Below are 22,266 nucleotides of genomic sequence, written 5' to 3' on the forward strand. Positions count from 1 at the left end.
CAATCTTTAAACTGACGCTTATGCTTTAGTCCTATTTAACATTTCAGCAAGATGCATCACTTTGATTGGTAGTTCTTCCCGCTTTATCCTTCCTCCAATATTCATCAAGCATCCGCAATCTCCGCCAATTAGGACATCTGCTCCAGTTTCCTTGATGTGCTCCACTTTTTCATCAACCATCGCTGACGAGATGTCACCCATTTTTACTGAAAATGTTCCGCCAAACCCGCAGCAGTCCTGGCTTCTTGGCAAAGGTTCAAGCTCCAGGCCCTCTACATTTTTTAATAGAGTCATAGGAGCGTCTTTCACACCGAGCAGACGGGTCATGTGGCATGACTTATGATAGGTTGCACGTCCCTCAAAAGAGGCTCCCACATCTTCCACCTTCAATACCTCTACAAGAAACTGGCTAAATTCGTATGTCTTATCAGCTAACTTCTTTGCTTTGTCCTCCCAATAAGAATCTCCTTTAAAAAATTCAGGATATTCTTTGAACATATAGGCACAGGATCCGGATGGTGTAACTACATATTCCGAATCAGCAAATGTCGTGATCATCTGCTTCATGGCCTCTTTGGCTTCTTCGAGATATCCAGTGCTGTATGCAGGCTGGCCACAGCAAGTCTGCCCTTCAGGAAAATCCACTTCACAGCCCGCCCGTTCCAGGACTTCAACGACATCCATCCCGACTTCCGGGTAAAAAACATCAGCCAAACATGTAATAAATAATGATACCTTCATCCTCTTCCCTCCAATCATCATATAGCATTATAAGTTCAAGCAAAATTCAAGGCGCACAGTACTAGATGACAAGAAAATTGAAAGGCAGTTCTCAACCACTACAGCGAAGCTGCTGACTTCAATTAATCGTGAGAGGTATAAACAGCTCTGCTATGAAATTTGCCGAATGCTTTAACATTCCATCCGAATAAACTTCCCTGCCATTCCCCCCCTTCCGACGATTTGCCTTGAGCTAGACCACACACCTACTTAAAGAAAAACCCTTTTTTGAAAAGATTATCACTTTACGCTCAACTATCCAACGGAAAAGCCCCGGAAAAAATCCCCGGGGCTTTTAAAAAATCTCGTCCAAGTTATTTCATCAATATCCCAAATAGGCGGCTTTGATCCGCTCGTCGCTAAGCAGTTCCTGCGCAGCACCGTTTGCCACCACACGTCCAGACTCCAAAACATACCCATAATCTGCTATTCGCAAAGCCTGGCGAGCGTTTTGCTCTACAAGAAGTACAGTTGTACCGGATTCGCTGATTTCTTTGATGATTTTAAAAATCTCTGCCACGATGAGCGGGGCTAGTCCCATGGATGGCTCATCCAGAAGAAGCAGCTTGGGTTTTGACATGATTGCTCGTGCAATTGCCAGCATCTGCTGCTGACCGCCGGACATTGTACCGCCAAGCTGAGACTTCCTTTCACGCAAAATGGGAAAACGCTCCATCACCATTTCCAAATCCTCCGCTACCCCGGAGTCCTTCCGATGGTAGGCGCCCATTTCAAGATTTTCAAAAACGGTCATATTCGCTAGAATCCCGCGGCCTTCGGGGACAAGTGCCAATCCCCTGCGTAAAAGCTGATCGGGACGAAGCTTGGTTACATCTTCACCTAAAAATTGAATGGAGCCTGTTCGGGGTTTTAATAACCCTGCTATGGTTTTCATTGTTGTCGTTTTTCCTGCTCCGTTTGCTCCCAAAATCGTTACGATGCTCCCCTGCTCCACTTCTAAACTGATTTCCTTTAAAGCTTGTATATTATCGTAGTAAGTACTGACATTTGTTACTTTAAGCAAGGTCATCCTCCTCTTTCCCGAGGTATGCCTCAATCACTTCCTGGTTGTTCTGGATTTCTTTAGGCAATCCTTCCGCAATTTTCTTTCCGAAGTTCAATACAACAATCCGGTCGCACGCACGCATGACCAGCGGCATGTCATGTTCGATTAATAAAATCGTAATACCAAGTTCTTTAATTTTTTGAATCAGATCGAACAACTCATTCGTTTCTCTTTCATTCATTCCTGCAGCAGGTTCGTCAAGGAGAAGGAGTGACGGATCACTTGCCAGCGCGCGGGCAATTTCAAGACGTCGCTGCTGTCCGTAAGCAAGGTTTTCCGCCAAAGTATCCACATGCTCGGCTAAATCAACTGTCTTCAATAATTGCCTCGCTTTTTCCCTCAATGCCACCTCTTCTTTTTTCTGGAATCCTGTCCGGAAAACACTCCTGAAAACGCCCGAATCCAGACGGCAATGATTGCCTACCATCACATTCTCCAAAGCAGTCATTTCAGGAAACAGCCGGATGTTTTGGAATGTGCGGCAGATTCCTTTTTTGGTAATTTGATGGGGCTTCAAATTTGTCAATTGATCCCCATGAAAAGATATTTGACCGCCAGAAGGAGGATACATGGCAGTAATCATGTTAAACATCGTCGTTTTCCCTGCTCCGTTCGGGCCGATCAAGCCCAACACTTCGCCTTTTTCGATGGAAAACGATACATCTGTCAATGCCTGGATACCACCGAAGTTTTTACTTATTTGATCGATCTCCAGTATCATGAAGCTTTCCTCCTTTGCCCCCGTCCCCTCTTTTTGAACCAATTGATCACTTTTGCATCAATAAGGCCCTGTGGACGATATGCCATCATGACAATCAAAAGTGCACCATATACCATAAAACGGTAATCGCTGATGAATCTAAGCACTTCCGGCATGGACGTCAAAAAGATCGAGCCAAAAATTGGCCCCCAGATAACTTCACTTCCTCCAAATACAGCAAAAATCAATATTTCCACCGCACGATGGTAAGCAAAGTCAGACGGGCTTATATAAGCGGTTACGTGTGCATAAAGGGCGCCGGCAAACCCTGCAATCAAGGCGCCTTGCCCAAATGCCAGGATTTTATAATACGTAATGTTTACACCCATTGCTTCAGCGGCTCTTTCATCCATCTTGATCGATGCATAGGCACGGCCGATCCTAGAATGTTCTTGTCTGATAAAAAAGGCGATGACCGCCACTACGATGATTAATAAAATGAGAAAGACTGCAAGACTGATAAATTGGTTATTTCTAAGTCCAAGCATGTCTGGTTTAAAACCAATGTCTTTACTAAAAGCAAGCACTTCCCGGCCCAGATGCGGAATGCCGGATATACCGACTGCTCCTTTAGTAAGAGATTCCCAATTGATAAGGAGTACCCGGATGACTTCACCAAAACCAAGAGTGGCAATCGCCAAATATACGCCCTCTAATCTTAGCGCCGGAAAGCCCACTATCACACCGATAATACATGCGAGTACCGCTCCTGCAACAATTCCGACAATCATCGGCATTTCATAGTTCAATGTCAGTATGGTTGTTGTATAGGCTCCTATACTCATGAATCCCGCATGCCCGAGTGAAAGCTGGCCGGTTGAAAGAGTCACGTACATACTGACGCCCAATAAAATATTAATTAATACAAAAGACCCAACTTGTAAGTAATATGGATTAATGAATTCTAACATGTCCTCACCGCCTATCTCCCGAAGCAGCCTTGCCAAAGATTCCTTGCGGCCGTACGATTAAAATAACAATAATGGCAACAAATGCGATCGCATCCCTGTATCCTGAATCCCCAAAAGCTACAACCATTGTTTCTGAAAGACCCAAAATCAGTCCGCCGGCCATAGCACCATTGACGCTTCCCATTCCTCCGAGAATAATGATGGCCAATCCTTTTAATCCGATAGATAAGCCCATTTGAGGTGCAACAGAGTTGAATGCCAGTCCAACGAGTACGCCGGCAATCCCTCCCATTGCCGAGGCAATGACAACAGTGAGTGTGATCATTTTTTTCGTATCTACTCCAAGCAAGCTTGCAATCTCCAAGTTTTCGGCACTTGCTCTCAATGCTTTGCCCGCTTTTGTTTTGGATAGCCAGAATGATAGCCCCACCATCAAAATAATAGCGATAACAAAGATAACAATTTGCACATAATATACGGAAACTGACCCAATCTGAATACTCATTTCGGAAAGCGGCGTTCTAAACGGTTTATTTCCGGCTCCAAATAAATGATGTGCAAGGTTTTCCAAAAATATGGATACACCAATTGTACTGATTAACGGCGCCAAGTGCGATACTCCCTTTTTTCCTCGCAGCGGTCGGAGTGCCAAGCGCTCCATTAAATAACCTAACACCGCGGTCACGATGATAGCCGCGATAAAAGCGACATAAAGGGGCATACCCAGTACACTTGTAACTAATACTCCCATAAAGGCACCGAACATGAATATTTCTCCATGGCCCATGTTAATGATATTCAACACACCAAACACGAGAGTATAGCCGAGAGCAACGATCGCATATATGCTTCCGAGAGTCAGACCGTTGATTATCTGTTCAAGTAACAAATTATTTTTCCTCCCGTTTTCAAATCTACTTTGATTTTCGGCATACAAGCCCCCGTTCAGGAACGGAGGCTTGATATCAAATCCGTGAATGTTTTACTTAAACTCTTTAAACTCTCCATCTTCAATGATCAATACCGTCGGCTCCATAACGATGTCCCCATCTTCATCAAAGGACATTGTTCCAAGGACACCTTCAAAATCCTTGATTCCTGCCAAACCATCACGAATGGCATCCGGATCCTCTTCACCTGCTGCTTTGATCGCTTCTGCCATTAAATAAAGTCCATCGTAGGCTTGCGCAGCAAATTGGTCAGGATCTTTTCCATAAGCTTCATTGTATTTTTTAACAAAGTTTTGTACTTTTTCATTATCTTTGCCGGCAAACCATGGCGTAGCAACGATGAGGCCATTTGCCGCATCGCCTGCAATATTGATGATCTCCGGTGAGTTAAATCCATTTCCTCCTACGAATGGTACATCAATACCCATTTTTCTTGCCTGGTCCAAAATCACGGCTCCTTCATTATAAAGAGCGGAGGCCAGAACTAAATCAGGCTTAAGGTTTTTAATTTTAGTCAATTGCGCTTTATAATCGGACTGTCCAATTTGGAAAGTTTCAGTTGTTACAACTTCAAGCCCCATGTCTTCCACTGTTTTCTTCATGGTGTCATAACCGGATTTCGTAAATACATCATCATTTCCATAAATAAGAGCAACTTTTTTCGCACCATATTCATCAACAGCTTTTTTGACAGAAGCCGGAATTGCGACAGCCTCAGGAATAGAGTCGCGGAATACATATTCCCCGATTTGCGGAATGCCATCTGCAGTTGTAGATGTCCCCAAGATCGGAATACCGTTCAAATCAGCTTCCGGTCCTACAACATTCATCTCTGTACTTAACGTCGGCCCAATAATAGCTGAGACGTTTTCATTGTTCATCAATTTCTGTGCTGCAGACAACGCTTGATCTTGGGCTCCCGCAGAGTCCTCTATCAAAAGGTCGATTTTTACTTCTCCCTTTTCTGTAAGTTCTTCGTTAGCCAGCTTGAGCCCATTTGTGATAGCCTCTCCATAACTTGCTCCGGAACCGGTTAACCATGAAATGACCCCGACTTTGGCCTCTATCGTCTCTCCGTTTCCTTTGTCATTATTTTCTGACTCATTGCTCGCAGAGTTTCCTCCCCCACATGCCGCAAGCAAGAAGGTGCCAAAAAGTGCGACAAGTAAGAATGTTCTTTTTAAAGACATCTTTCTTCCCCCTAATTTAATAAAATCTTACATTTATTAATAATACACAATATTATCTGTAAATAATAGAGCCATTTACAAAAATGCCAAACATTTGTGACTTATTGTTTAATATTGTCGAAAGGTTGATTTTATACTGTTTTTCACTGCAGGACTTAAAAAATATTATATATAGGCGTCATATGCGAAAGCCTAACTTCTTGCCTAATTGGTAGGAACACGAGAGAATAGAGTTTGATAACATTATTGAGGTGTTTATTTTTAATGCGCATTTTTGTTTATATCATTATCTTCTTTTCCTTTTTTGATCTATTTTCCCAATTGCCCATCATGACACCGCTAGCAGGTTCACTTGGGGCCACACCATTTGTGACCGGCCTCGTTGTCGGGATGTTTTCATTCTCAAATATGATCGGCAATATAGTCTCAGGTTTTTTGACAGATAAAAAAGGGCCTTTCCTCATACTGCTTGCAGGCTTGCTTTTGACCAGTGCTTCCCTGTTTTTGTATCAACTTGCTTTTGACCCTCTGTTATTGTTGTTTGTCCGTTTTATTCATGGATTGCATGCCGGACTAATTGTACCGGCCGCATTCACTTTCATGGCAAACACAGCTGTCAAGAGTGAAAAAGGCAAAGGCGTCGCCCTTTCCGGGGCATTCATAGGGCTCGCCGCTATCTTGGGGCCTGCCTTCAGTGGCATCTTGGCCAGCAGAACAACTGAAGTAACAGTCTTGCAGGTTACCGGCATTGCGATACTCGTACTGGGAATACTCGCTTTTTTTATCCTGAGGAAAAAAAACCTTGCCTCCAGTCCCGCATTCCAGAAAACAAAGAGCCCGGTTCACCAGTTATCCTTGAGAGGTCCAATTCTTAAAGCATTCGTAGGAGCTTTTTTCCTTATGTTTTCTCAGGGAGTGCTTGCTTATATGCTCCCTTTGAAAGTGGAAGCTCTTGGAAATGATGCACAGACAAGCGGAATGCTGTTAAGTACGTTCGGGGTCGTCGCGGTTTTAATTTTTATCCTTCCGACCAACCGGCTTTTTGATCACTTAAAACCAATTAACACCCTAGCATTCGGTATGTTGACGATGGCAATCAGCATGATTTGTATCAGCTTTTTTGAAAGCCTGTCCCTTCTGTTTGTATTCATGGCACTGTACGGTATAGGATTTGCCTTCCTTTTCCCTTCCATCAACTCACTGCTCATTGAATCAACAACAGACAAAAATCGGGGGAAAGCTTACGGTTATTTCTATGCCTTTTTTTCCATCGGGGTCGTGGCCGGTTCTGGCCTCACAGGCTTATTGGAGCTCTCTGCAAACGGAGGCTTTTTATTCACGGGGATCTTACTCTGTATTGCAACGGCCTTTATCAAATTGATTAAAAATGCGATTCCTGTCGGAGCATAGCTGCTGTCATTAGGGGAACACTATCTCGTAAGGAGGTTTTCCTAATGGCCAGAAACAATAAAATCTTGGTACCCGAAGCCAGAGCAGAATTGGATCAGCTAAAGGCCCGGGTAATGAAGGAAAAAGGATACCGGGTGAACCCTGAAAAACCGGATCATGTAAAATACGAAGTTGCTGAGGAGCAAGGCATCCCGTTAAAAGAAGGGTACAATGGCCAATTGACATCCGAGCAGGCCGGCAAAATCGGAGGGCCAATCGGGGGCAACATGGTCAAAGAGATGATTAAAATGGCTCAAGAACAGATGAAGAAATAAAGATAATCCGCTGTCCGAAAGGATCAGCGGATTAATGTATAAGTACACTTATTCATATAATTTTGAGCTAGACATTCTTTTATTTAATATAAACAAGTATGTAATAAGAATTAAATTAACAAGTAAAACGACAATACTGCCTTCAATTTTGTAGATGCCTCCTGATATTAATGGATTTCCTTGAAACGTGCTGTTTAAAAGATTTGGATAATCACTTGCCAAAGAAACACTACCAAGAATAATCGCTCCAATTGTATTCCAAATGAAATGAGCAATGATTGATGCTACTATAGTACCTGTGTATTCTAATAGCAATGTTACAACTATACTCATTGAAACAACATTAAACACTGGGATAATACCTGCTTCAAATGCGCCACCGTGCATCGCTGTAAATAAAATAGTAGTCAAAATGGTTGCCACAATTACATTATACTTTTGCTTCCATAATTGATATAGATAACCTCTCAGCAACAATTCTTGCATTGCAACATTTAATAGTGATGCCAAAATCCAAATCCATATATAATCAATATTGTTTTGACCTTGTATAGTCATTGTTTTTGTAAGAAATAGGACAGATACCACGCTTCCCAACCATAAGACACCTATTACAACACCTTTTAGGGTATTTATTAAAAATCTTGAAGTTATGGGGATCTTAATATTACCCTTTTCTATTACTGAAACAAAAATAACGGACAATAAAACTACTAAAGCAAGTGGTTTAAATTCCCACCATAATCGCATATATGCCTGGTTATTTGTTTGTATATCAGGAATAATAGAAATCAAAATTGCCCATCCAATAAAAAAGATAACTGTTTTTAAAATTGAACCTATCAACTTTCTCATTACTAATGCCTCCGTAATGGCGAGGTGTTTTATTGAATTGTATATTTAACAAGATGGCCCGACTATGAAAGATCGAAGGGATGAATTTTCAAAAAGTATTTCCCGTACAGCTTCATTTTTAATCTATACCTTTCTTTTTGTTACATCTTTTCGAAAAGAACAATATCTTACAAAAAATGCATGGGGGCTTTATTCTACGCTGCCCATGCATTTTTTCAAGTTTATTATTCGTCCAATCCCATTTCCCTTTTTACAACATCAGCAATTCGCTGTACATATTGTTCACAAGCTTCCTCTGTCGGAGCCTCTGCCATCACTCGGACAAGCGGTTCTGTTCCGGAAGGCCGGACAAGGATTCTGCCATTTCCGTTCATTTCCGCTTCCACTTCCTCTATGACAGCTTTCACTATTTCATTATCTGTCACGTGATGTTTGTCCTTTACCTTGACATTCACAAGTTTCTGCGGGTATGTCTTCATTTCTTTTGCTAATTCTGAGAGAGGCTTACCCGTCAATCTCATAATATTTACAAGTTGAAGTCCCGTTAAAAGACCGTCCCCTGTCGTGTTATAGTCTAGGAAAATAATATGTCCGGACTGCTCTCCGCCCAAATTATAATCATTTTTCTTCATCTCTTCCACGACATAGCGATCGCCTACAGCTGTCGGTACGCTGTGCATGCCGTTTGCTTCCAAGGCCTTATAGAAGCCTAGATTACTCATGACAGTGGAGACGACGGTATCCTGTTTCAGGCGGCCTTCTTCTTTCATATGTTTTGCACATATGTACATGATTTGATCTCCATCAACAATATCTCCGTTTTCATCAACCGCGATAAGACGGTCGCCGTCACCATCGAATGCCAAGCCTATATCAGCTTGCTTTTCTTTTACGAAAGCTGCCAAGCTTTCCGGATGAGTAGACCCCACCCCATCATTAATATTTAATCCGTTTGGCGACGCACCCATTGTGGATGTATCGGCATCAAGGTCTGCAAACAAGTGAGTTGCAAGAGCGGATGTTGCACCATTCGCGCAATCAAGAGCCACGTGAATATCGGTAAATTCCTCATCCACTGTTTGTTTAAGGAATTGTAAATATTTCTGACCGCCTTCAAAATAGTCATTCACGATTCCAAGATTCGCTCCTGTAGGGCGAGGAAGGTTATCTTCATCCAAATCGAGGAGCTCTTCAATTTTGGCCTCCTCTTCATCTGAAAGCTTAAAACCGTCCGGGCCGAAAAATTTAATGCCGTTATCAGGAACCGGATTATGGGATGCTGAGATCATTACCCCAGCCTGAGCTCCGAGAGCTTTTGTCAAATATGCCACTCCCGGAGTTGAAATAACGCCGAGACGCATGACTTCCGCTCCGATGGAAAGAAGCCCCGCCACAAGCGCACCTTCCAACATATGTCCGGAAACCCTGGTATCCCGTCCAATCAGAACTTTGGGATGTTCCGTGCTATTTGTTAAAACATAACCTCCGAAACGGCCCAATTTGAACGCCAGCTCCGGAGTAAGCTCCGCGTTGGCCACTCCCCTTACTCCGTCTGTTCCAAAATATTTACCCATATCGATTGTATCGCTCCTTCTTTCACCTATGTTTAAACAGTCATCTAACAGAAATTAAGCATAAATATTGGTATAACCTTTTCTGCCATGTTTAAACAGTTTCTTTTTCCTTAAGCCGTACCCTTGCCTTGTCTGTTGAAAGTTCCCACTTGATGTCTTTCGGCCCTTTCACTTCCAGGTTCACTTCATGATCACCCGCCTGCAGCCCTTCCATGTCCATAAACACTTCAAACGCGCTCTCTTGAGCCTTTTTCAACTGGGCCTTGCTGCCTTCGACCTTAATGGATACTGCTCCATCCTCAGGTGACAAAAACTCAACATCCAAGCCTTCCGCTAAGCCCTTGCTTTCGATTGGTACTTCACTCAAATTTGTTTCCTCACTCTTTTTAGCCTTGTCCGTCACGATTTTCACCTTGACTATTTCAGGAGTAATTTTATTAATCCCATCCGGCCTCTTAATCGGTACGTCCAATTCTTCATCCTTGCTCACTTTGCTGACGTCCACTTCCACTTCAATTTCATTGACCGATTTTAAGTTATCTGTCCAGCCAAAAATCATGACTTCATCAATATCGCTTTCCATTCGCTTGATGACAGTCCCTTCAGGAGGTGATCCGACCTGCTTGATCTTAAGCGGAACCGTCTTTCTCGGATTATTTACCGGGACGGTTACTGTTACATACTCAGGTTCGACCATGACATCAAGCTTGTTTAATTCACGATCCAGAACAGTCACTTTCGTATCCCGTTTAATAGTTTCTTCAATCAACCCTTTTGCATCGATCGATGCTTTAACATAGGAAATTTTTTCAAGCGTTTCTTTTCCGCCGGTAATCTGGACTCTATTCGGTTCAACGATTGGCTGCTCCGCCTCAAATCCTTCAGCAAGTATATTATTATTGAATTCCGGTTCCACTGGAAATTCCTGTGTCACCTTCTCCTGAATGGAAACTTCCACGTAAACAGGCTCTACTTTCACCTTCAGTTTCTCTGAAAAATCTTTATATAAAATCGGAACACGATGGTTTCCAATGCTTAGATCAGATAAATCAACATAGACGGTAAAATCTCTTTGACGCTTTGTCGCTTCCACAAACCTTCTTTGTCCTTCGATCGTCACATTTATCGTATCCGGCACTCCGGTCACTACAAGGTTTTCGGAATCATAATATTTCTCCAGCGGAACATCAGTGATAGTTTCCACTTCACTGTTCTCCATTCCGTTTGGCCTGGATGCTTCGTTTTTATTCCCTAAGTCCTGAACTGACAGAAACAGAAGAAGTGCAAGCGCCATGGCCACAATTCTTACAAACCAGGGGTTATCCATGAATTTATCCATTTTGTTTCTTCCCCTTTCGTTTCCAAAGTGTTGAGGAAGTCTGTTTGGCCAATTCTTTTTCAAGAAATTCCTGGAATTCTTCAGAAGTTAGATCTCTAAAAAGTTCACCGTTCTGTGTCACGGATACATGTCCTGTTTCTTCGGAAACGACAATTGTCAAAGCATCCGTCACTTCACTGACTCCCACCGCTGCCCGGTGCCTCGTACCAAGCTCCTTAGAAATGAATGGGCTCTCAGATAGAGGAAGATAGCAAGCCGCGGCGGCAATTTGATCTTTTTGTATAATGACGGCCCCATCATGCAATGGCGTGTTAGGGATAAAGATATTGATCAGCAGCTGCGAAGTCAACTTGGATTGGAGCGGAATCCCGGTCTCTATGTAATCGCCCATGCCCGTATCACGCTCAATTGAAATCAAAGCACCGATTCTCCGCTTCGCCATATAACTGATGGCGTCTGTGATCGCGGTCACCCTTTGTTTCAATTCCTCTTCTTCCTGGATGCCGCCTCTTGTAAAAATACTTCCGCGTCCAAGTTGTTCAAGGGCTCGCCTCAGTTCTGGCTGGAATATGATAATGATGCCAAGGAACCCCCAAGTAATGGCATTTTCCAGAATCCAGCTCAGCGTATACAAATTAAGGTATTCACTGACAAACCTGGCGATGATGATGACAAAAATACCCTTTAAAAGCTGTACCGCTTTTGTACCGCGTATAATCATAAGCAGCTTATATATAACGTACCAAACGAGGAAAATATCCACTATGCGGGACAAGTAGTCCATAATAGAAAGGTCGGCAAACGACATAATCTTTCCTCCATCTAATTTTTAAGCGCTGACATCAAATGTTGTAGACAAACCAATTTTTAACTAACTTATTATAACATAAAAATATTCCGGAGGCATTTGCCGACAATAACCCAATAAAGTTTTATTTTGGAAAAGCCAAGGAAATTTCATAAAAGCTCGAGCGCCTTGTGCTGCGCGGTAAACAATACATATTTTGTTTAGTCAGCTCTTCAGCCGCTACAGAAAAGCGGAGGGCCAAGGCGTTGAAACAGGCCGTCTCTTTTTACTAAAAATGTTCTTTTCCTTACAAAAAAAGACTGCGTGTGCAGTCATGTTACATTCATTTAAATAATTGACCTATTTTTTTCCCTCCCTCTTTCATTTTATACCAAATCCATTCAAACATTTCGTCTATTTCATCTATATTACCAGTCACGTTCCCTGCAGAAGCCATGTATTTATCCCCATTGATGATGGTGACATTCCCATCTACCTGGCCTTCTATCCTGATATTCCCATTTTTCACAACTAGGTCCCCGTCGACCACTTCACCTTCAGGAACAATCACTGTATCATTTTCCACAATTATGTTAGGTTTTTTTGTAAATGCAAACTTTTGGTCATCATTCCATCCGCTGACAAGACTTCCTGCCATTAATACAAAGAATACTGACACGGCGATCAGCATAGGATGATGCCTAAACCAGCGTCTAACTCCCACTATATTTTTTTCTTTCGGGAGGCGGGCCATGACCTGATTTGTAAAGTGAGCCGGAGCTGCAATTCGAGAGACACTTTTCACCAATGCTTCTGTTCGCTTCAATTCCTGAAAATGTGATTGACAGTCCTGGCACTTTTGTAAGTGTTCTTTCAATACACGTTCTTTATCTTGTGTCAGATCCCCGTCCATGTATTCCTGCATATAGAGAACGATCTCTTCTGAACAAGCCTTCAATTTCCTTCTCACCTTTCTCACATATTGTGCAATCTTTTGCGAAGTGCTTCCCTGCCTCGGTGAATTCTTGTTTTCACCGTGCCAAGCGGCATTTCCAACACTTCTGCGATTTCATTTAGGGAAAGGTCATCAATGTATCTGAGTAGAATGACCGACCTGTATTTGTCCGGCAATCGCAAAATTTCATTTTGCACAATTTCCTGAAGTTCCATAGTTTCAACTTCTGCATCAGGCGTTTTTCCTGTTGCTGCCAATTGTGAATATAAAGTCAAGCCTTCTGTTCCTGCAATTTCAGCATCAAGGAAGTAATCAGGCTTTTTCTTTCTGATTCGATCAATGCAAAGATTTGTGGCGATCCTATATAGCCATGTGGAAAATTTACGGTTCAACTGAAAGCTTTCAATATTGACATAGGCCCGGACAAATGCCTCTTGGGCAATATCTTCCGCTTCATGCCGATTTCCAAGCATCCGGTAGCAAAGGGAAAAAATCCTATCTCTATATATCTCTACGATTTCACCAAATGCTTCCTGATCGCCTTTTAAAACCTGCCTGATTCTTTGATTCACCAGCTTATCCATCTCATTTAACCCTCCCGCCTGCGCGGTTCTCTTTATATACGCCCCATTCAAAAAAAGGTTTCAAATTAATCATCTTTTCTATCATAACAAATTTTTACAGAGCGAGGTGGAATGGGTTTAACCTTTGGAAAAAACGGTTAAACAGTTGTTAATAATCACTATGCGAGGGATAGATGATGAATAGGGAAAAGGAAGTGCTGTTAAAGAAAATCGAGGAAAGAAGAAAAGAAATGGTCGAATTGGGACTATCACTTTCCTTTGCGGATGAACGCGTTATATATCTCAGCGATCAATTGGACCAGTTGTTAAATAGATATCATTTTATTGAGCGGAAACAGGCGAGCAGCAGTTATTAATGAGCTGCTGCTCGTTTACGGATATGTTCTAAATAGGGCGATCTATAATAGTTTTTCACCAAATAAAGAACCCATCAATGCGACAGCGACTTCCGCTGTCTTATTTTTTTCATCCAAAATAGGGTTGACTTCCACAAATTCCGCAGAGGTGATGATCTCTGACTCCGCAAGCATTTCCATCGCCAAATGGCTCTCACGATAGCTGATACCGCCCAGCACCGGCGTTCCTACCCCCGGAGCATCATGGGGATCCAAACCATCCAAATCAAGGGATAAATGAACACCGTCTGTTCTGTGTTTTAAGTAATCAATTGTCTCTTCCATGACCCTTGTCATTCCCAGCCTGTCAATTTCATGCATCGTATATACTTTGATGCATTGCTCCTTGATCAAATCCCTTTCGCCCTGATCAAGTTCCCGCGCACCAATGATGACGATATTCTCTGGTTTCACCTTCGGATGGAAGCCCCCGACACCGGTCAGCTCGGAATGTCCGAACCCAAGGCTGGCGGCTAATGGCATGCCATGGATATTGCCAGAAGGAGATGTTTCATCCGTGTTTAAATCTCCATGGGCATCATACCAGATCACCCCCAGATTTCGAAAGTGCTTTGCCACACCAGCAAGCGATCCGATTGCAATACTGTGATCGCCTCCTAAAACCAGCGGAAAACTGTCTTTTTTAATAATGGAATCCACACAATCAGCCAATTTTAACGCTGCTTTTGTGATCGCTTTCAAGTTCCTCAAAGAAGGCGGGACATTTTTGTCATCATCTATAAGATCTATATCAATATCTCCCAAATCTTCAACATTATATCCTAAGCGTTCCAAGCGTTTCACGGCATCCGCATATCTCATTGCACTTGGCCCCATATCGACGCCTCTCCGCATCTGTCCCAAATCCATGGGGACCCCAACAATTGAAAGTCTCTTTCTCATACGCTCTCCCCCTTCGCCAATATAATGCCTATATTCTATCGCGAGAGTGACAAATGACTCAACTGGACAAAAAAGTGAATATATATGCAGAAAAGGGGAGGGGCCTGTCCATCGACGTACAGGCTGGAGTGCCTTCGACGAGATAAAGGAAACACGCGGAGCGATGTTGACTTATCGTAGGAGAAGGCGCGAAGGCTGCTAGTCGATAGGCACCGGAGCTGGACACCGGAAAAGCGGAGGGCGGCCTCTTAGGGGCGACAAGCGCTGGAGGGTAAGCCAGTGAAGGCGTTCTTTGACTTCATTGGCTTGCCTGAAGCGACCTCGAGCCCCTGCCGCCCGTAGCTGGACACCAGAAATGCGGAAGCGCCTTGTTTAGCCCCGACAAGCATAAGACGATTCCCGAGGAGGCAGCTTTTCAGCCACCACAGGGAATTGGCTTATGACCTCGAGGGGCTAGGCGCTGGAGCCTGGAGCTGGAAATGCAGAAACGGCTTGCAAAGAAGACAATCGTCCTACAGCCAACACGGAAGAATCTGACCTTGAAGAGCGAGGTACTGGAATTGACATTCGGTTCCGCTGAAAATACTAGGCTTTTTTTGTAATAAAAAAACCTACGCTCCAGCATAGGTTTTGAAAAGGATGGAGCCTAGCGGGATCGAACCGCTGACCTCCTGCGTGCAAAGCAGGCGCTCTCCCAGCTGAGCTAAGGCCCCTAGGAATATAAAAATAAAAAAAGTGAGCCATGCAGGATTCGAACCTGCGACCCTCTGATTAAAAGTCAGATGCTCTACCAACTGAGCTAATGGCTCTTGGCTGGGCTAGCTGGATTCGAACCAACGATCACGGAGTCAAAGTCCGATGCCTTACCGCTTGGCTATAGCCCATCGTTTAAACACATTAAGTATATTACCCGATAAATCTTTTTTATATTCCTCTTTATGTAAATGGTGGTGGGGGACGGATTCGAACCGCCGAACCCGGAGGGAGCGGATTTACAGTCCGCCGCGTTTAGCCACTTCGCTACCCCACCTCAAAAAAGGCAAAATAAAAAATGGTGCCGGCCAGAGGACTTGAACCCCCAACCTACTGATTACAAGTCAGTTGCTCTACCAATTGAGCTAGGCCGGCAAGCCATAATTTAAATGGTGGAGGATGACGGGTTCGAACCGCCGACCCCCTGCTTGTAAGGCAGGTGCTCTCCCAGCTGAGCTAATCCTCCAAAGTATAGGATGTACATTCTTCGCGCTCTCAGCATGCCATCCGCTATTAAAATTGTGATGAGCGGTGCATTTCTGCGTCAGCTTCATTCGTTCAGTCAGTCACGTACTGATGTACGCTCCTTCCTGCTCTCAATCGCTTCCTTGAACTGCTTGCTCCTCCCAATTTTAGATCAATTGCGATGAGCGGCGCAATTCCGCGTTAGCATATCCATTAAAAATGGTGACCCCTACGGGATTCGAACCCGTGTTACCGCCGTGAAAGGGCGGTGTCTTAACCGCTTGACCAAGGGGCCGTTTGTTAAGCACATTACAGAGTATAATTTAAAGCGGGCAGGCTTGTCAACACATTTTTAAATATTTTTCTAGAAAATGTTTTGTTTTGTCATTTTATACAAATAAAAGACTCATCTTTTCCCGATCAACTAGTGAAATAGTACATTTTTTAATTGCACCCTAACTAGTTTGCACTTGGGATCTTTTACTACATAAAATATTAAACAATATATCTAGGGAGGTGCCTTTACATGAGTGCAGGTGTAGGTTACGGTGGTGGATTTGCGTTTGTTGTTGTTCTGTTCATTCTCTTGATCATTGTAGGTACGGCCTTTACTAGCGGCTATGGCTGGTGGTAAGGGATTCACATCAGTTTCCGAGCAAAGGAAATAAATTAGGGTTAAACGGGGCTCCCAACAATGTGGAAGCCCCGTTTCAATTTATGATTTGTTCAAAGCGGATGAACAACGGCCGCCATGTAAGGTTTATTGCGAAATCCCCTTTGTAGAGCCTGATTATAACAGGATCCTGCAAAACAACACTTAGCTCTGCTTAATACCTGATGGGCTCAGAGAAAGTCCGGTTATCCTTATTGCTAATAATAGGCTTGTTCATTATGTATAATATTTATTATGTTCTTGATCGAATCATTTCTTTACTTTAAGAAGGATGAATGAAAATGGCAAAAATTCTAATCATAGAGGACGATCCAAAAATTGCAAAACTGCTGCAAAATTATCTTGAAAAATACGGTTATGAAGCTGTGATCACGGAACAATTTGATGCAATCATTGAGTGTTTTGAATTGGCAAACCCCGATTTAGTCCTACTGGATATTAATTTACCCAGTTTTGATGGGTATTATTGGTGTCGGCAGATTCGGAAAATCTCTACTTGTCCGATTCTATTTATTTCCGCTCGATCAGGCGAAATGGATCAAGTCATGGCATTGGAGAATGGGGGCGATGATTTTATTACAAAACCTTTTCACTATGAAGTGGTGATGGCGAAGATTCGCAGCAGCCTCCGCCGAGCTTATGGGGAATATGCGCTTAAGGGTAAAGAACGCATGGTTGACTTGAAGGGGCTGACTCTTTATGTGGAAAGAATGGAAGTTGCCAAAGAAGAGTCCATCATATCTCTGACAAAAAAAGAAACTGTTCTGCTTGAAATGTTAATGGAGCGTTCACCTCGTGTTGTCTCTCGCGAAGCGATCCTGGAAAAATTGTGGGATGATCAAAATTTTGTAGATGAAAATACATTGAACGTGAATATTACGCGTGTCCGGAAAAAGCTTCAGGAATTGGGTATTGGGCATGCGATTGAAACAGTAAGAGGAGCTGGGTACCGGCTGGTCCCCAATTGGGAGCTTTCATCATGAAACTATTTATAAAAGACCATTTCCCACTGATTGTCATGAATGTTGTACAGATGGCAGTGATTTTATTAGTTTATTGGCTTGATGGGTATCATAAGCTTTCACTGATAGTCTATTCCCTTTTCTTGGGATGCTTAATTCTCACTGTTTATTTAGTGTTTCGCTATATTTCCAACCGTAAGTTTTATGAAAGATTGACAGTTACGGTCAATAAAATGGATGAAGCGTTTGAAACGTTGGATACTACGCCGCTTTCCCAAGCACTTGGAAAGTTACTCCAAAAGCAGCATCGACTCTATTTAAATCAATTGCACCTGCAGGAAAAAAAGCGTAATGACCACCTGACCTTTATTAATCAATGGGTTCATCAGATGAAAACCCCCTTATCCGTCATTGAATTAATAACGCAAGAAAGTGAAGACGAGCGTTTGGAAAGTATTCGTGAAGAGAAAGATAAGCTGGAAAAAGGGTTGGAAATGGTCTTATATGCTGCGAGATTAGAAGTGTTTGAACAAGATTTTCAAATAGAGCCCGTTATGTTAAAAACTGTTATTGAAGAGGCAATCCGTGAAAATAAGCGCCTTTTTATAAAAAATCATGTGTATCCCGAAAACCGGGTATCACAAACAATCGTGGAATCAGATGAAAAATGGTTAAAATTTATTTTTAATCAGCTCATTACCAATGCGGTGAAGTATTCTGCCGGGAAAGGACAGAAAGTCCTGGTTTCGGAAATGAATACACCATATGAAACGATTGTCACCGTTCAGGATTATGGCGTCGGGATCTCCAAAACCGACTTAAAAAGAGTGTTCAATCCCTTCTTTACAGGAGAAAATGGCAGGGTTTATCGCGAATCAACCGGAATGGGCTTATATTTAGTAAAAGAGGTATGTGATAAATTAGGGCATAAAGTTGAAATTACCTCTGTTCAGGGAGAAGGGACAAGTGTTCACCTCTCCTTCCGAAGATAACCTTACAGGAGTGTAAGCTAAATGAAAGCTACAGCGATGGTTTAACCCGACCCTTTCTCTTACACTAAAGTTAGTTGGAAAACAGAGAAAGGGGTTTTTGTTTTGCAGATTTTGAAAATCAAAAATTTAAGTAAAGTCTACGATGGAAAAGTGGCTTACAAAGCACTGTCAGACATTGATTTAACCATAGAAGAAGGGGAATTTGTTGGCATTATGGGACCATCCGGGAGCGGGAAATCGACCTTGCTGAATATGGTGGCTACCATTGACCAACCAACATCGGGGTCAATTATTGTGGATGGGAAAGACCCATTGCGCATGAAACATAACGAACTGGCACTATTTCGGCGCAAACATTTAGGTTTTGTTTTTCAAGACTTCAATTTACTCCCTACCCTTACAGTGGAGGAAAATATTGTTTTACCGTTAACGCTGGATGGTGTAAGTGTTAAAGAAATGGAAAAAAAGGTAGCGGCTGTAGCGGAAAAACTAGGCATCTCCTCTATTTTAAAAAAGCGAATTTATGAAATATCGGGTGGACAGGCGCAAAGGACCGCCATTGCTCGGGCCATTATTCACAAACCAAAAATGGTACTGGCAGATGAACCAACTGGAAACTTAGATTCCAAGGCATCAAAGTCGGCGATGGAAATGATGGAAAGAGTAAATAAAGAAGACAGAACGACCATGATGATGGTTACCCATGATCCGATTGCCGCCAGTTATACTGAAAGAGTTGTGTTTATCAAAGACGGCAAGTTATTTAACGAAATTTACCGTGGAGATAATCGTCAAGCTTTTTTCCAAAAAATCATAGACGTGTTATCGCTGTTGGGAGGGGATTCAAGTGACCTTTCGTCAATTCGCGTTTAACAACGTTTTCCGTAATAAGCGAATCTATGCGGCTTACTTTTTAAGCAGTGTATTTTCCGTTTTAGTCTTTTTTGTCTATGCAATCTTTGCCTTTCACCCAGGATTGGCTGAGATTAGTTCTAATGTAAGCATTGGTCTGCATTTTGCTGAGAGCATTATTTATGTGTTCTCCTTCATTTTTGTACTTGTTTCGATGAGTGCCTTTTTGAAATCCCGAAAAAAAGAATTTGGCTTAATGGTTATGTTGGGAATGACCAATCAGCAACTTCGGCGCATGGTCTTTTTAGAGAATGTAATAATTGGATTTTTTGCTACAGTCTCAGGGATAGCTGTTGGTGTGGTATTTGCAAAATTGATTTTAATGGCAGCCGAAAACATTTTGGGGCTAGAGGAGGCCCTGCCGTTTTATTTACCGTGGCAAGCCACAGTGTTAACATTCAGCGCCTTTTTGATTTTGTTTATTGTCATTTCCTTTTTTACCGTGTCTATTTTAAAAGGGAATAAATTGATTGATTTAATTAAAGGCAGCTCGGCTCCAAAAAAAGAGCCAAAGGCATCCATCGTACTGTCCATATTAGCTGCCCTTTTACTCGGTGTTGGCTATGCTGTTGCCTTGCTTGTTCGTGATGTAATGGTTATCGCAGCGATGATCCCAGTAACGATTATTGTCATTATAGGCACATACTTTCTGTTTACCCAGCTTAGTGTATTTACCATTAATCGGTTAAAAAAACGCAAGAATATATTTTGGAAAAAAACAAATCTTGTTCTTTTATCGGATCTTGCTTATCGCATGAAGGATAATGCGCGTGCTTTTTTCTTCGTGGCGATTGTTTCGACTGTAGCGTTTTCTGCAATAGGGTCACTTGTCGGCTTTCGGTATATTTTTACAACTAACTTGGTAGAAGAAAGGCCATTTGCCTTTGAATATGTGTCGAGGGAAGGAAATCAACAGGAAGTAGAACATATCCAAGAAATTGAAAAAGAATTGGCCTCGAAGAATTATCAGGAAGCAGTCATAACGATTAAACATGTATCCGCAGGCAGCCCTGAAGGGGAGCATTTTGAACGAGCAATTGTTTCACAGTCTGAGTATAACCATTTGGCTAAGGTGGCTGGACAATTGGATAAACAAGTCACACTTCGGGACAACGAAGCCATTCTCCTTTATTTTAAAAATGCTCTAGGAGAGATGCCAAATATAGAGGAACAAACAAGCCACCAGCTTGGAGAGCATGCCATTCAACAAATTGAGGTCCAGCCAATGAACTTGATTCGAACATTTGAGGATTATCTGGTGGTCTCTGATGACTTGTATAAGGACATGCAAACTGATAACACGGAAACCTATTACGGATTTTTTTTGAAAGATTGGAAAGATACAATCACTACAGGGGAAAACCTTCTAAAAAAATTAAAGGTAGATCAATCCTTTGGGGAGGACCCAGATGGACATTTCAAGATTTCTTCTCTGGCATATGATTGGAATCAGATGAATCAAGGATTTGGAGCTGTACTGTTTATCGGGTTATTTATCGGTGCCGTCTTTTTTGTCGCAGCAGGCAGTTTCTTATATTTCCGCCTATATGCAGACATAGAGGACGAGAAACGGAAATTTTCTGCCATCAGCAAGCTCGGCCTTACAGATAAAGAATTATCGAAAATAGTGACTGTCCAATTGGCCTTGTTATTCTTTGTGCCAATTCTTGTAGCGATTATCCATGGAGCTGTAGCGCTCACAGCTTTACAGCATATGTTCCATTTTAATTTATTCAAGAGTTCGTCAGCAGTATTAGGAAGCTTCGCTGCTATCCAACTTGTCTATTTCCTCTTTATTCGCTTTCAATACATTCGAAAAATTAAAGAAGGAATATAGAAGTAAATATCAAACCAGGCACATTTCTTTGGAAGTGTGTCTTTTTCTTGTGCACCCGGTCGGTAAAATTATTCATTTCCAAATTCAATCGTTTTAGCTATTCGTTCAGCTATAGCTTTCCCCAAAATTTGTTTAACAAGATATAGGGCCAGGTTAATTCCTGAAGAGACTCCTCCAGAAGTTATGAGGTTACTATCGTGTACAACTTTACTATCTGATACTACTCGAATATCAGGATATTTTGCTTGTAATACTTTTAATGCTAAGTGATGAGTCGTTGCCTTTTTGCCATTCAACAAACCAGTCTCGCCTAATATTAATGCCCCAGTACAGACTGAGCAGATATATTCAATGTCCCTGTGTTCCTTCACCCAGTCTATTATCTTTTTATTTTTAACCACTGATTGTACCGCTCTTAAAGGCCCACCTGGAATGATTACAATATCTAATTCTGGACAATCGTCAATGCTATAATCAGGTTCTACTTTTATCCCTGAATGGGTTTTTATCGGCCTTCCCGTATCCGTAATCGTAAATACTTCAAACGGTCTTGTAGGCAACAAATGTTTTTTGTAAAGGGTTAATAATTGCTCAGCTTTAGTATTGGCGGTTAATGATAAAACTTCAGCCGGACCAGCAAAGTCTAAAACATCTACAAAGTCAAAGAGCAAAATTCCCACTGTCCTCTTTTTCATTATTCTGTCACCTCTACCAGAATCATAATGACCAATTCAAGCCATCCATATCATTAATGAACCTTTTTTGCTTTATTCTCATTAAGTTAATCACGCTTCGCCGCCAAAAGGCATTCGGGCCCATGAAAAAGATAAAAGCGACTCTCGGAAATATCAGGAATCGCTTTATATCAAGAGTTATATTAAGCTTCCAGCCGGGCTTGA

At 42.3% G+C, this 22,266-nt stretch carries 22 protein-coding genes and 7 tRNA genes; 8 read left to right on the top strand and 21 right to left on the bottom strand.

All coding sequences use genetic code 11. The features are described 5' to 3' along the window. Positions 1-18: 18 nt before the first annotated feature. The 6 genes from C509_RS0111450 to C509_RS0111475 form a co-directional block, all read right to left on the bottom strand. Complete coding sequence (locus C509_RS0111450) at positions 19-741, bottom strand: (Fe-S)-binding protein (protein ID WP_018707079.1); 723 nt, start codon at positions 739-741, stop codon at positions 19-21. A 361-nt stretch (positions 742-1,102) separates the two neighbouring features. Further along, positions 1,103-1,804 (bottom strand): ABC transporter ATP-binding protein, encoded by a 702-nt coding sequence (locus C509_RS0111455; RefSeq protein WP_018707080.1) that lies wholly within the window; start codon positions 1,802-1,804, stop codon positions 1,103-1,105. Next, positions 1,797-2,567, bottom strand: a complete 771-nt coding sequence (locus tag C509_RS0111460; protein WP_018707081.1) for an ABC transporter ATP-binding protein — start codon at positions 2,565-2,567, stop codon at positions 1,797-1,799. Before C509_RS0111460 ends, C509_RS0111455 begins: the two co-directional genes overlap by 8 nt. Further along, the gene (locus tag C509_RS0111465; RefSeq protein ID WP_018707082.1) at positions 2,564-3,517 is read right to left on the bottom strand and encodes a branched-chain amino acid ABC transporter permease; all 954 of its coding nucleotides are present in this window, start codon (positions 3,515-3,517) and stop codon (positions 2,564-2,566) included. The genes C509_RS0111460 and C509_RS0111465 overlap by 4 nt, the downstream gene beginning before the upstream one ends. 4 nt (positions 3,518-3,521) lie before the next feature. After that, entirely contained in the window at positions 3,522-4,406 is an 885-nt protein-coding gene (locus C509_RS0111470; protein WP_018707083.1) for a branched-chain amino acid ABC transporter permease, read from the bottom strand. 93 nt (positions 4,407-4,499) lie between these two features. Then, complete coding sequence (locus C509_RS0111475; RefSeq protein ID WP_018707084.1) at positions 4,500-5,657, bottom strand: ABC transporter substrate-binding protein; 1,158 nt, start codon at positions 5,655-5,657, stop codon at positions 4,500-4,502. A 246-nt stretch (positions 5,658-5,903) separates the two neighbouring features. Between C509_RS0111475 and C509_RS0111480 the strand changes: the two genes are divergently transcribed. Then, entirely contained in the window at positions 5,904-7,067 is a 1,164-nt protein-coding gene (locus C509_RS0111480; protein WP_483852523.1) for an MFS transporter, read from the top strand. A 44-nt stretch (positions 7,068-7,111) separates the two neighbouring features. Beyond that, positions 7,112-7,381 carry an alpha/beta-type small acid-soluble spore protein gene (locus C509_RS0111485; protein WP_018707086.1) on the top strand — a complete coding sequence of 90 codons (270 nt, stop codon included), beginning with the start codon at positions 7,112-7,114 and terminating at the stop codon, positions 7,379-7,381. 48 nt (positions 7,382-7,429) lie between these two features. On the opposite strand, the gene C509_RS0111490 is transcribed toward C509_RS0111485, so the two are convergent. From C509_RS0111490 to sigW, 6 genes are all read right to left on the bottom strand, one after another. Continuing rightward, the gene (locus C509_RS0111490) at positions 7,430-8,236 is read right to left on the bottom strand and encodes a CPBP family intramembrane glutamic endopeptidase (protein WP_018707087.1); all 807 of its coding nucleotides are present in this window, start codon (positions 8,234-8,236) and stop codon (positions 7,430-7,432) included. Positions 8,237-8,460: 224 nt separating this feature from the next. Continuing rightward, the gene (glmM, locus tag C509_RS0111495) at positions 8,461-9,810 is read right to left on the bottom strand and encodes a phosphoglucosamine mutase (protein WP_018707088.1); all 1,350 of its coding nucleotides are present in this window, start codon (positions 9,808-9,810) and stop codon (positions 8,461-8,463) included. A 91-nt stretch (positions 9,811-9,901) separates the two neighbouring features. Further along, positions 9,902-11,149 carry a CdaR family protein gene (locus tag C509_RS0111500; RefSeq protein WP_018707089.1) on the bottom strand — a complete coding sequence of 416 codons (1,248 nt, stop codon included), beginning with the start codon at positions 11,147-11,149 and terminating at the stop codon, positions 9,902-9,904. Then, a complete protein-coding gene (gene cdaA / locus C509_RS0111505; protein ID WP_018707090.1) occupies positions 11,142-11,957 on the bottom strand; it encodes a diadenylate cyclase CdaA in 816 nt (271 codons plus the stop codon). Before cdaA ends, C509_RS0111500 begins: the two co-directional genes overlap by 8 nt. Positions 11,958-12,279: 322 nt before the next feature. Beyond that, on the bottom strand, positions 12,280-12,906 hold the full coding sequence (locus C509_RS0111510; RefSeq protein WP_342664520.1) for an anti-sigma factor family protein: 627 nt from the start codon (positions 12,904-12,906) through the stop codon (positions 12,280-12,282). Between the two features lie 5 nt (positions 12,907-12,911). Next, positions 12,912-13,475: an RNA polymerase sigma factor SigW gene (gene sigW / locus C509_RS0111515; RefSeq protein ID WP_018707092.1), complete on the bottom strand. Its 564-nt coding sequence runs from the start codon at positions 13,473-13,475 to the stop codon at positions 12,912-12,914. 176 nt (positions 13,476-13,651) lie between these two features. Between sigW and C509_RS0111520 the strand changes: the two genes are divergently transcribed. Continuing rightward, on the top strand, positions 13,652-13,831 hold the full coding sequence (locus C509_RS0111520) for an aspartyl-phosphate phosphatase Spo0E family protein (RefSeq protein WP_018707093.1): 180 nt from the start codon (positions 13,652-13,654) through the stop codon (positions 13,829-13,831). A gap of 42 nt (positions 13,832-13,873) precedes the next feature. Here the strand turns inward: C509_RS0111520 and rocF are convergent, their stop codons facing one another. The 8 genes from rocF to C509_RS0111560 all read right to left on the bottom strand — a co-directional run bounded on the left by rocF (position 13,874) and on the right by C509_RS0111560 (position 16,286). Further along, complete coding sequence (gene rocF / locus C509_RS0111525; protein WP_018707094.1) at positions 13,874-14,773, bottom strand: arginase; 900 nt, start codon at positions 14,771-14,773, stop codon at positions 13,874-13,876. A 640-nt stretch (positions 14,774-15,413) separates the two neighbouring features. After that, positions 15,414-15,486: transfer RNA gene (locus C509_RS0111530), tRNA-Ala, on the bottom strand. A 23-nt stretch (positions 15,487-15,509) separates the two neighbouring features. Then, a tRNA-Lys gene (locus C509_RS0111535) sits at positions 15,510-15,582 on the bottom strand. Between the two features lies 1 nt (position 15,583). Beyond that, positions 15,584-15,657: transfer RNA gene (locus C509_RS0111540), tRNA-Gln, on the bottom strand. 61 nt (positions 15,658-15,718) lie between these two features. After that, a tRNA-Tyr gene (locus C509_RS0111545) sits at positions 15,719-15,803 on the bottom strand. 22 nt (positions 15,804-15,825) lie between these two features. Next, a tRNA-Thr gene (locus tag C509_RS0111550) sits at positions 15,826-15,901 on the bottom strand. A 15-nt stretch (positions 15,902-15,916) separates the two neighbouring features. Further along, positions 15,917-15,992: transfer RNA gene (locus C509_RS0111555), tRNA-Val, on the bottom strand. Positions 15,993-16,211: 219 nt separating this feature from the next. Continuing rightward, positions 16,212-16,286: transfer RNA gene (locus C509_RS0111560), tRNA-Glu, on the bottom strand. A gap of 231 nt (positions 16,287-16,517) precedes the next feature. Between C509_RS0111560 and C509_RS25545 the strand changes: the two genes are divergently transcribed. The 5 genes from C509_RS25545 to C509_RS0111585 all read left to right on the top strand — a co-directional run bounded on the left by C509_RS25545 (position 16,518) and on the right by C509_RS0111585 (position 21,367). After that, the gene (locus tag C509_RS25545; RefSeq protein ID WP_018707095.1) at positions 16,518-16,625 is read left to right on the top strand and encodes a YjcZ family sporulation protein; all 108 of its coding nucleotides are present in this window, start codon (positions 16,518-16,520) and stop codon (positions 16,623-16,625) included. Positions 16,626-16,945: 320 nt separating this feature from the next. Continuing rightward, the gene (locus C509_RS0111570) at positions 16,946-17,647 is read left to right on the top strand and encodes a response regulator transcription factor (protein ID WP_018707096.1); all 702 of its coding nucleotides are present in this window, start codon (positions 16,946-16,948) and stop codon (positions 17,645-17,647) included. After that, complete coding sequence (locus tag C509_RS0111575) at positions 17,644-18,618, top strand: sensor histidine kinase (protein WP_018707097.1); 975 nt, start codon at positions 17,644-17,646, stop codon at positions 18,616-18,618. The genes C509_RS0111570 and C509_RS0111575 overlap by 4 nt, the downstream gene beginning before the upstream one ends. Before the next feature lie 102 nt (positions 18,619-18,720). Next, positions 18,721-19,491 carry an ABC transporter ATP-binding protein gene (locus C509_RS0111580; protein WP_018707098.1) on the top strand — a complete coding sequence of 257 codons (771 nt, stop codon included), beginning with the start codon at positions 18,721-18,723 and terminating at the stop codon, positions 19,489-19,491. After that, positions 19,466-21,367, top strand: a complete 1,902-nt coding sequence (locus tag C509_RS0111585) for an ABC transporter permease (RefSeq protein ID WP_018707099.1) — start codon at positions 19,466-19,468, stop codon at positions 21,365-21,367. The genes C509_RS0111580 and C509_RS0111585 overlap by 26 nt, the downstream gene beginning before the upstream one ends. A 68-nt stretch (positions 21,368-21,435) precedes the next feature. Here the strand turns inward: C509_RS0111585 and C509_RS0111590 are convergent, their stop codons facing one another. Further along, complete coding sequence (locus tag C509_RS0111590) at positions 21,436-22,062, bottom strand: DJ-1/PfpI family protein (RefSeq protein ID WP_018707100.1); 627 nt, start codon at positions 22,060-22,062, stop codon at positions 21,436-21,438. Between the last annotated feature and the right edge of the window lie 204 nt (positions 22,063-22,266).

The sequence above is a fragment of the Siminovitchia fordii DSM 16014 = CIP 108821 genome (assembly GCF_000374565.1).
GTDB classification, from domain to species: domain Bacteria; phylum Bacillota; class Bacilli; order Bacillales; family Bacillaceae_C; genus Siminovitchia; species Siminovitchia fordii.

Coding starts and splice junctions, on each gene's coding strand:
- C509_RS0111450 (WP_018707079.1), bottom strand. CDS start 741: ATGAAGGTATCATTATTTATTACATGTTTGGCTGATGTTTTTTACCCG.
- C509_RS0111460 (WP_018707081.1), bottom strand. CDS start 2,567: ATGATACTGGAGATCGATCAAATAAGTAAAAACTTCGGTGGTATCCAG.
- C509_RS0111465 (WP_018707082.1), bottom strand. CDS start 3,517: ATGTTAGAATTCATTAATCCATATTACTTACAAGTTGGGTCTTTTGTA.
- C509_RS0111475 (WP_018707084.1), bottom strand. CDS start 5,657: ATGTCTTTAAAAAGAACATTCTTACTTGTCGCACTTTTTGGCACCTTC.
- C509_RS0111485 (WP_018707086.1), top strand. CDS start 7,112: ATGGCCAGAAACAATAAAATCTTGGTACCCGAAGCCAGAGCAGAATTG.
- C509_RS0111490 (WP_018707087.1), bottom strand. CDS start 8,236: ATGAGAAAGTTGATAGGTTCAATTTTAAAAACAGTTATCTTTTTTATT.
- glmM (WP_018707088.1), bottom strand. CDS start 9,810: ATGGGTAAATATTTTGGAACAGACGGAGTAAGGGGAGTGGCCAACGCG.
- C509_RS0111500 (WP_018707089.1), bottom strand. CDS start 11,149: ATGGATAAATTCATGGATAACCCCTGGTTTGTAAGAATTGTGGCCATG.
- cdaA (WP_018707090.1), bottom strand. CDS start 11,957: ATGTCGTTTGCCGACCTTTCTATTATGGACTACTTGTCCCGCATAGTG.
- sigW (WP_018707092.1), bottom strand. CDS start 13,475: ATGGATAAGCTGGTGAATCAAAGAATCAGGCAGGTTTTAAAAGGCGAT.
- C509_RS0111520 (WP_018707093.1), top strand. CDS start 13,652: ATGAATAGGGAAAAGGAAGTGCTGTTAAAGAAAATCGAGGAAAGAAGA.
- rocF (WP_018707094.1), bottom strand. CDS start 14,773: ATGAGAAAGAGACTTTCAATTGTTGGGGTCCCCATGGATTTGGGACAG.
- C509_RS25545 (WP_018707095.1), top strand. CDS start 16,518: ATGAGTGCAGGTGTAGGTTACGGTGGTGGATTTGCGTTTGTTGTTGTT.
- C509_RS0111570 (WP_018707096.1), top strand. CDS start 16,946: ATGGCAAAAATTCTAATCATAGAGGACGATCCAAAAATTGCAAAACTG.
- C509_RS0111575 (WP_018707097.1), top strand. CDS start 17,644: ATGAAACTATTTATAAAAGACCATTTCCCACTGATTGTCATGAATGTT.
- C509_RS0111590 (WP_018707100.1), bottom strand. CDS start 22,062: ATGAAAAAGAGGACAGTGGGAATTTTGCTCTTTGACTTTGTAGATGTT.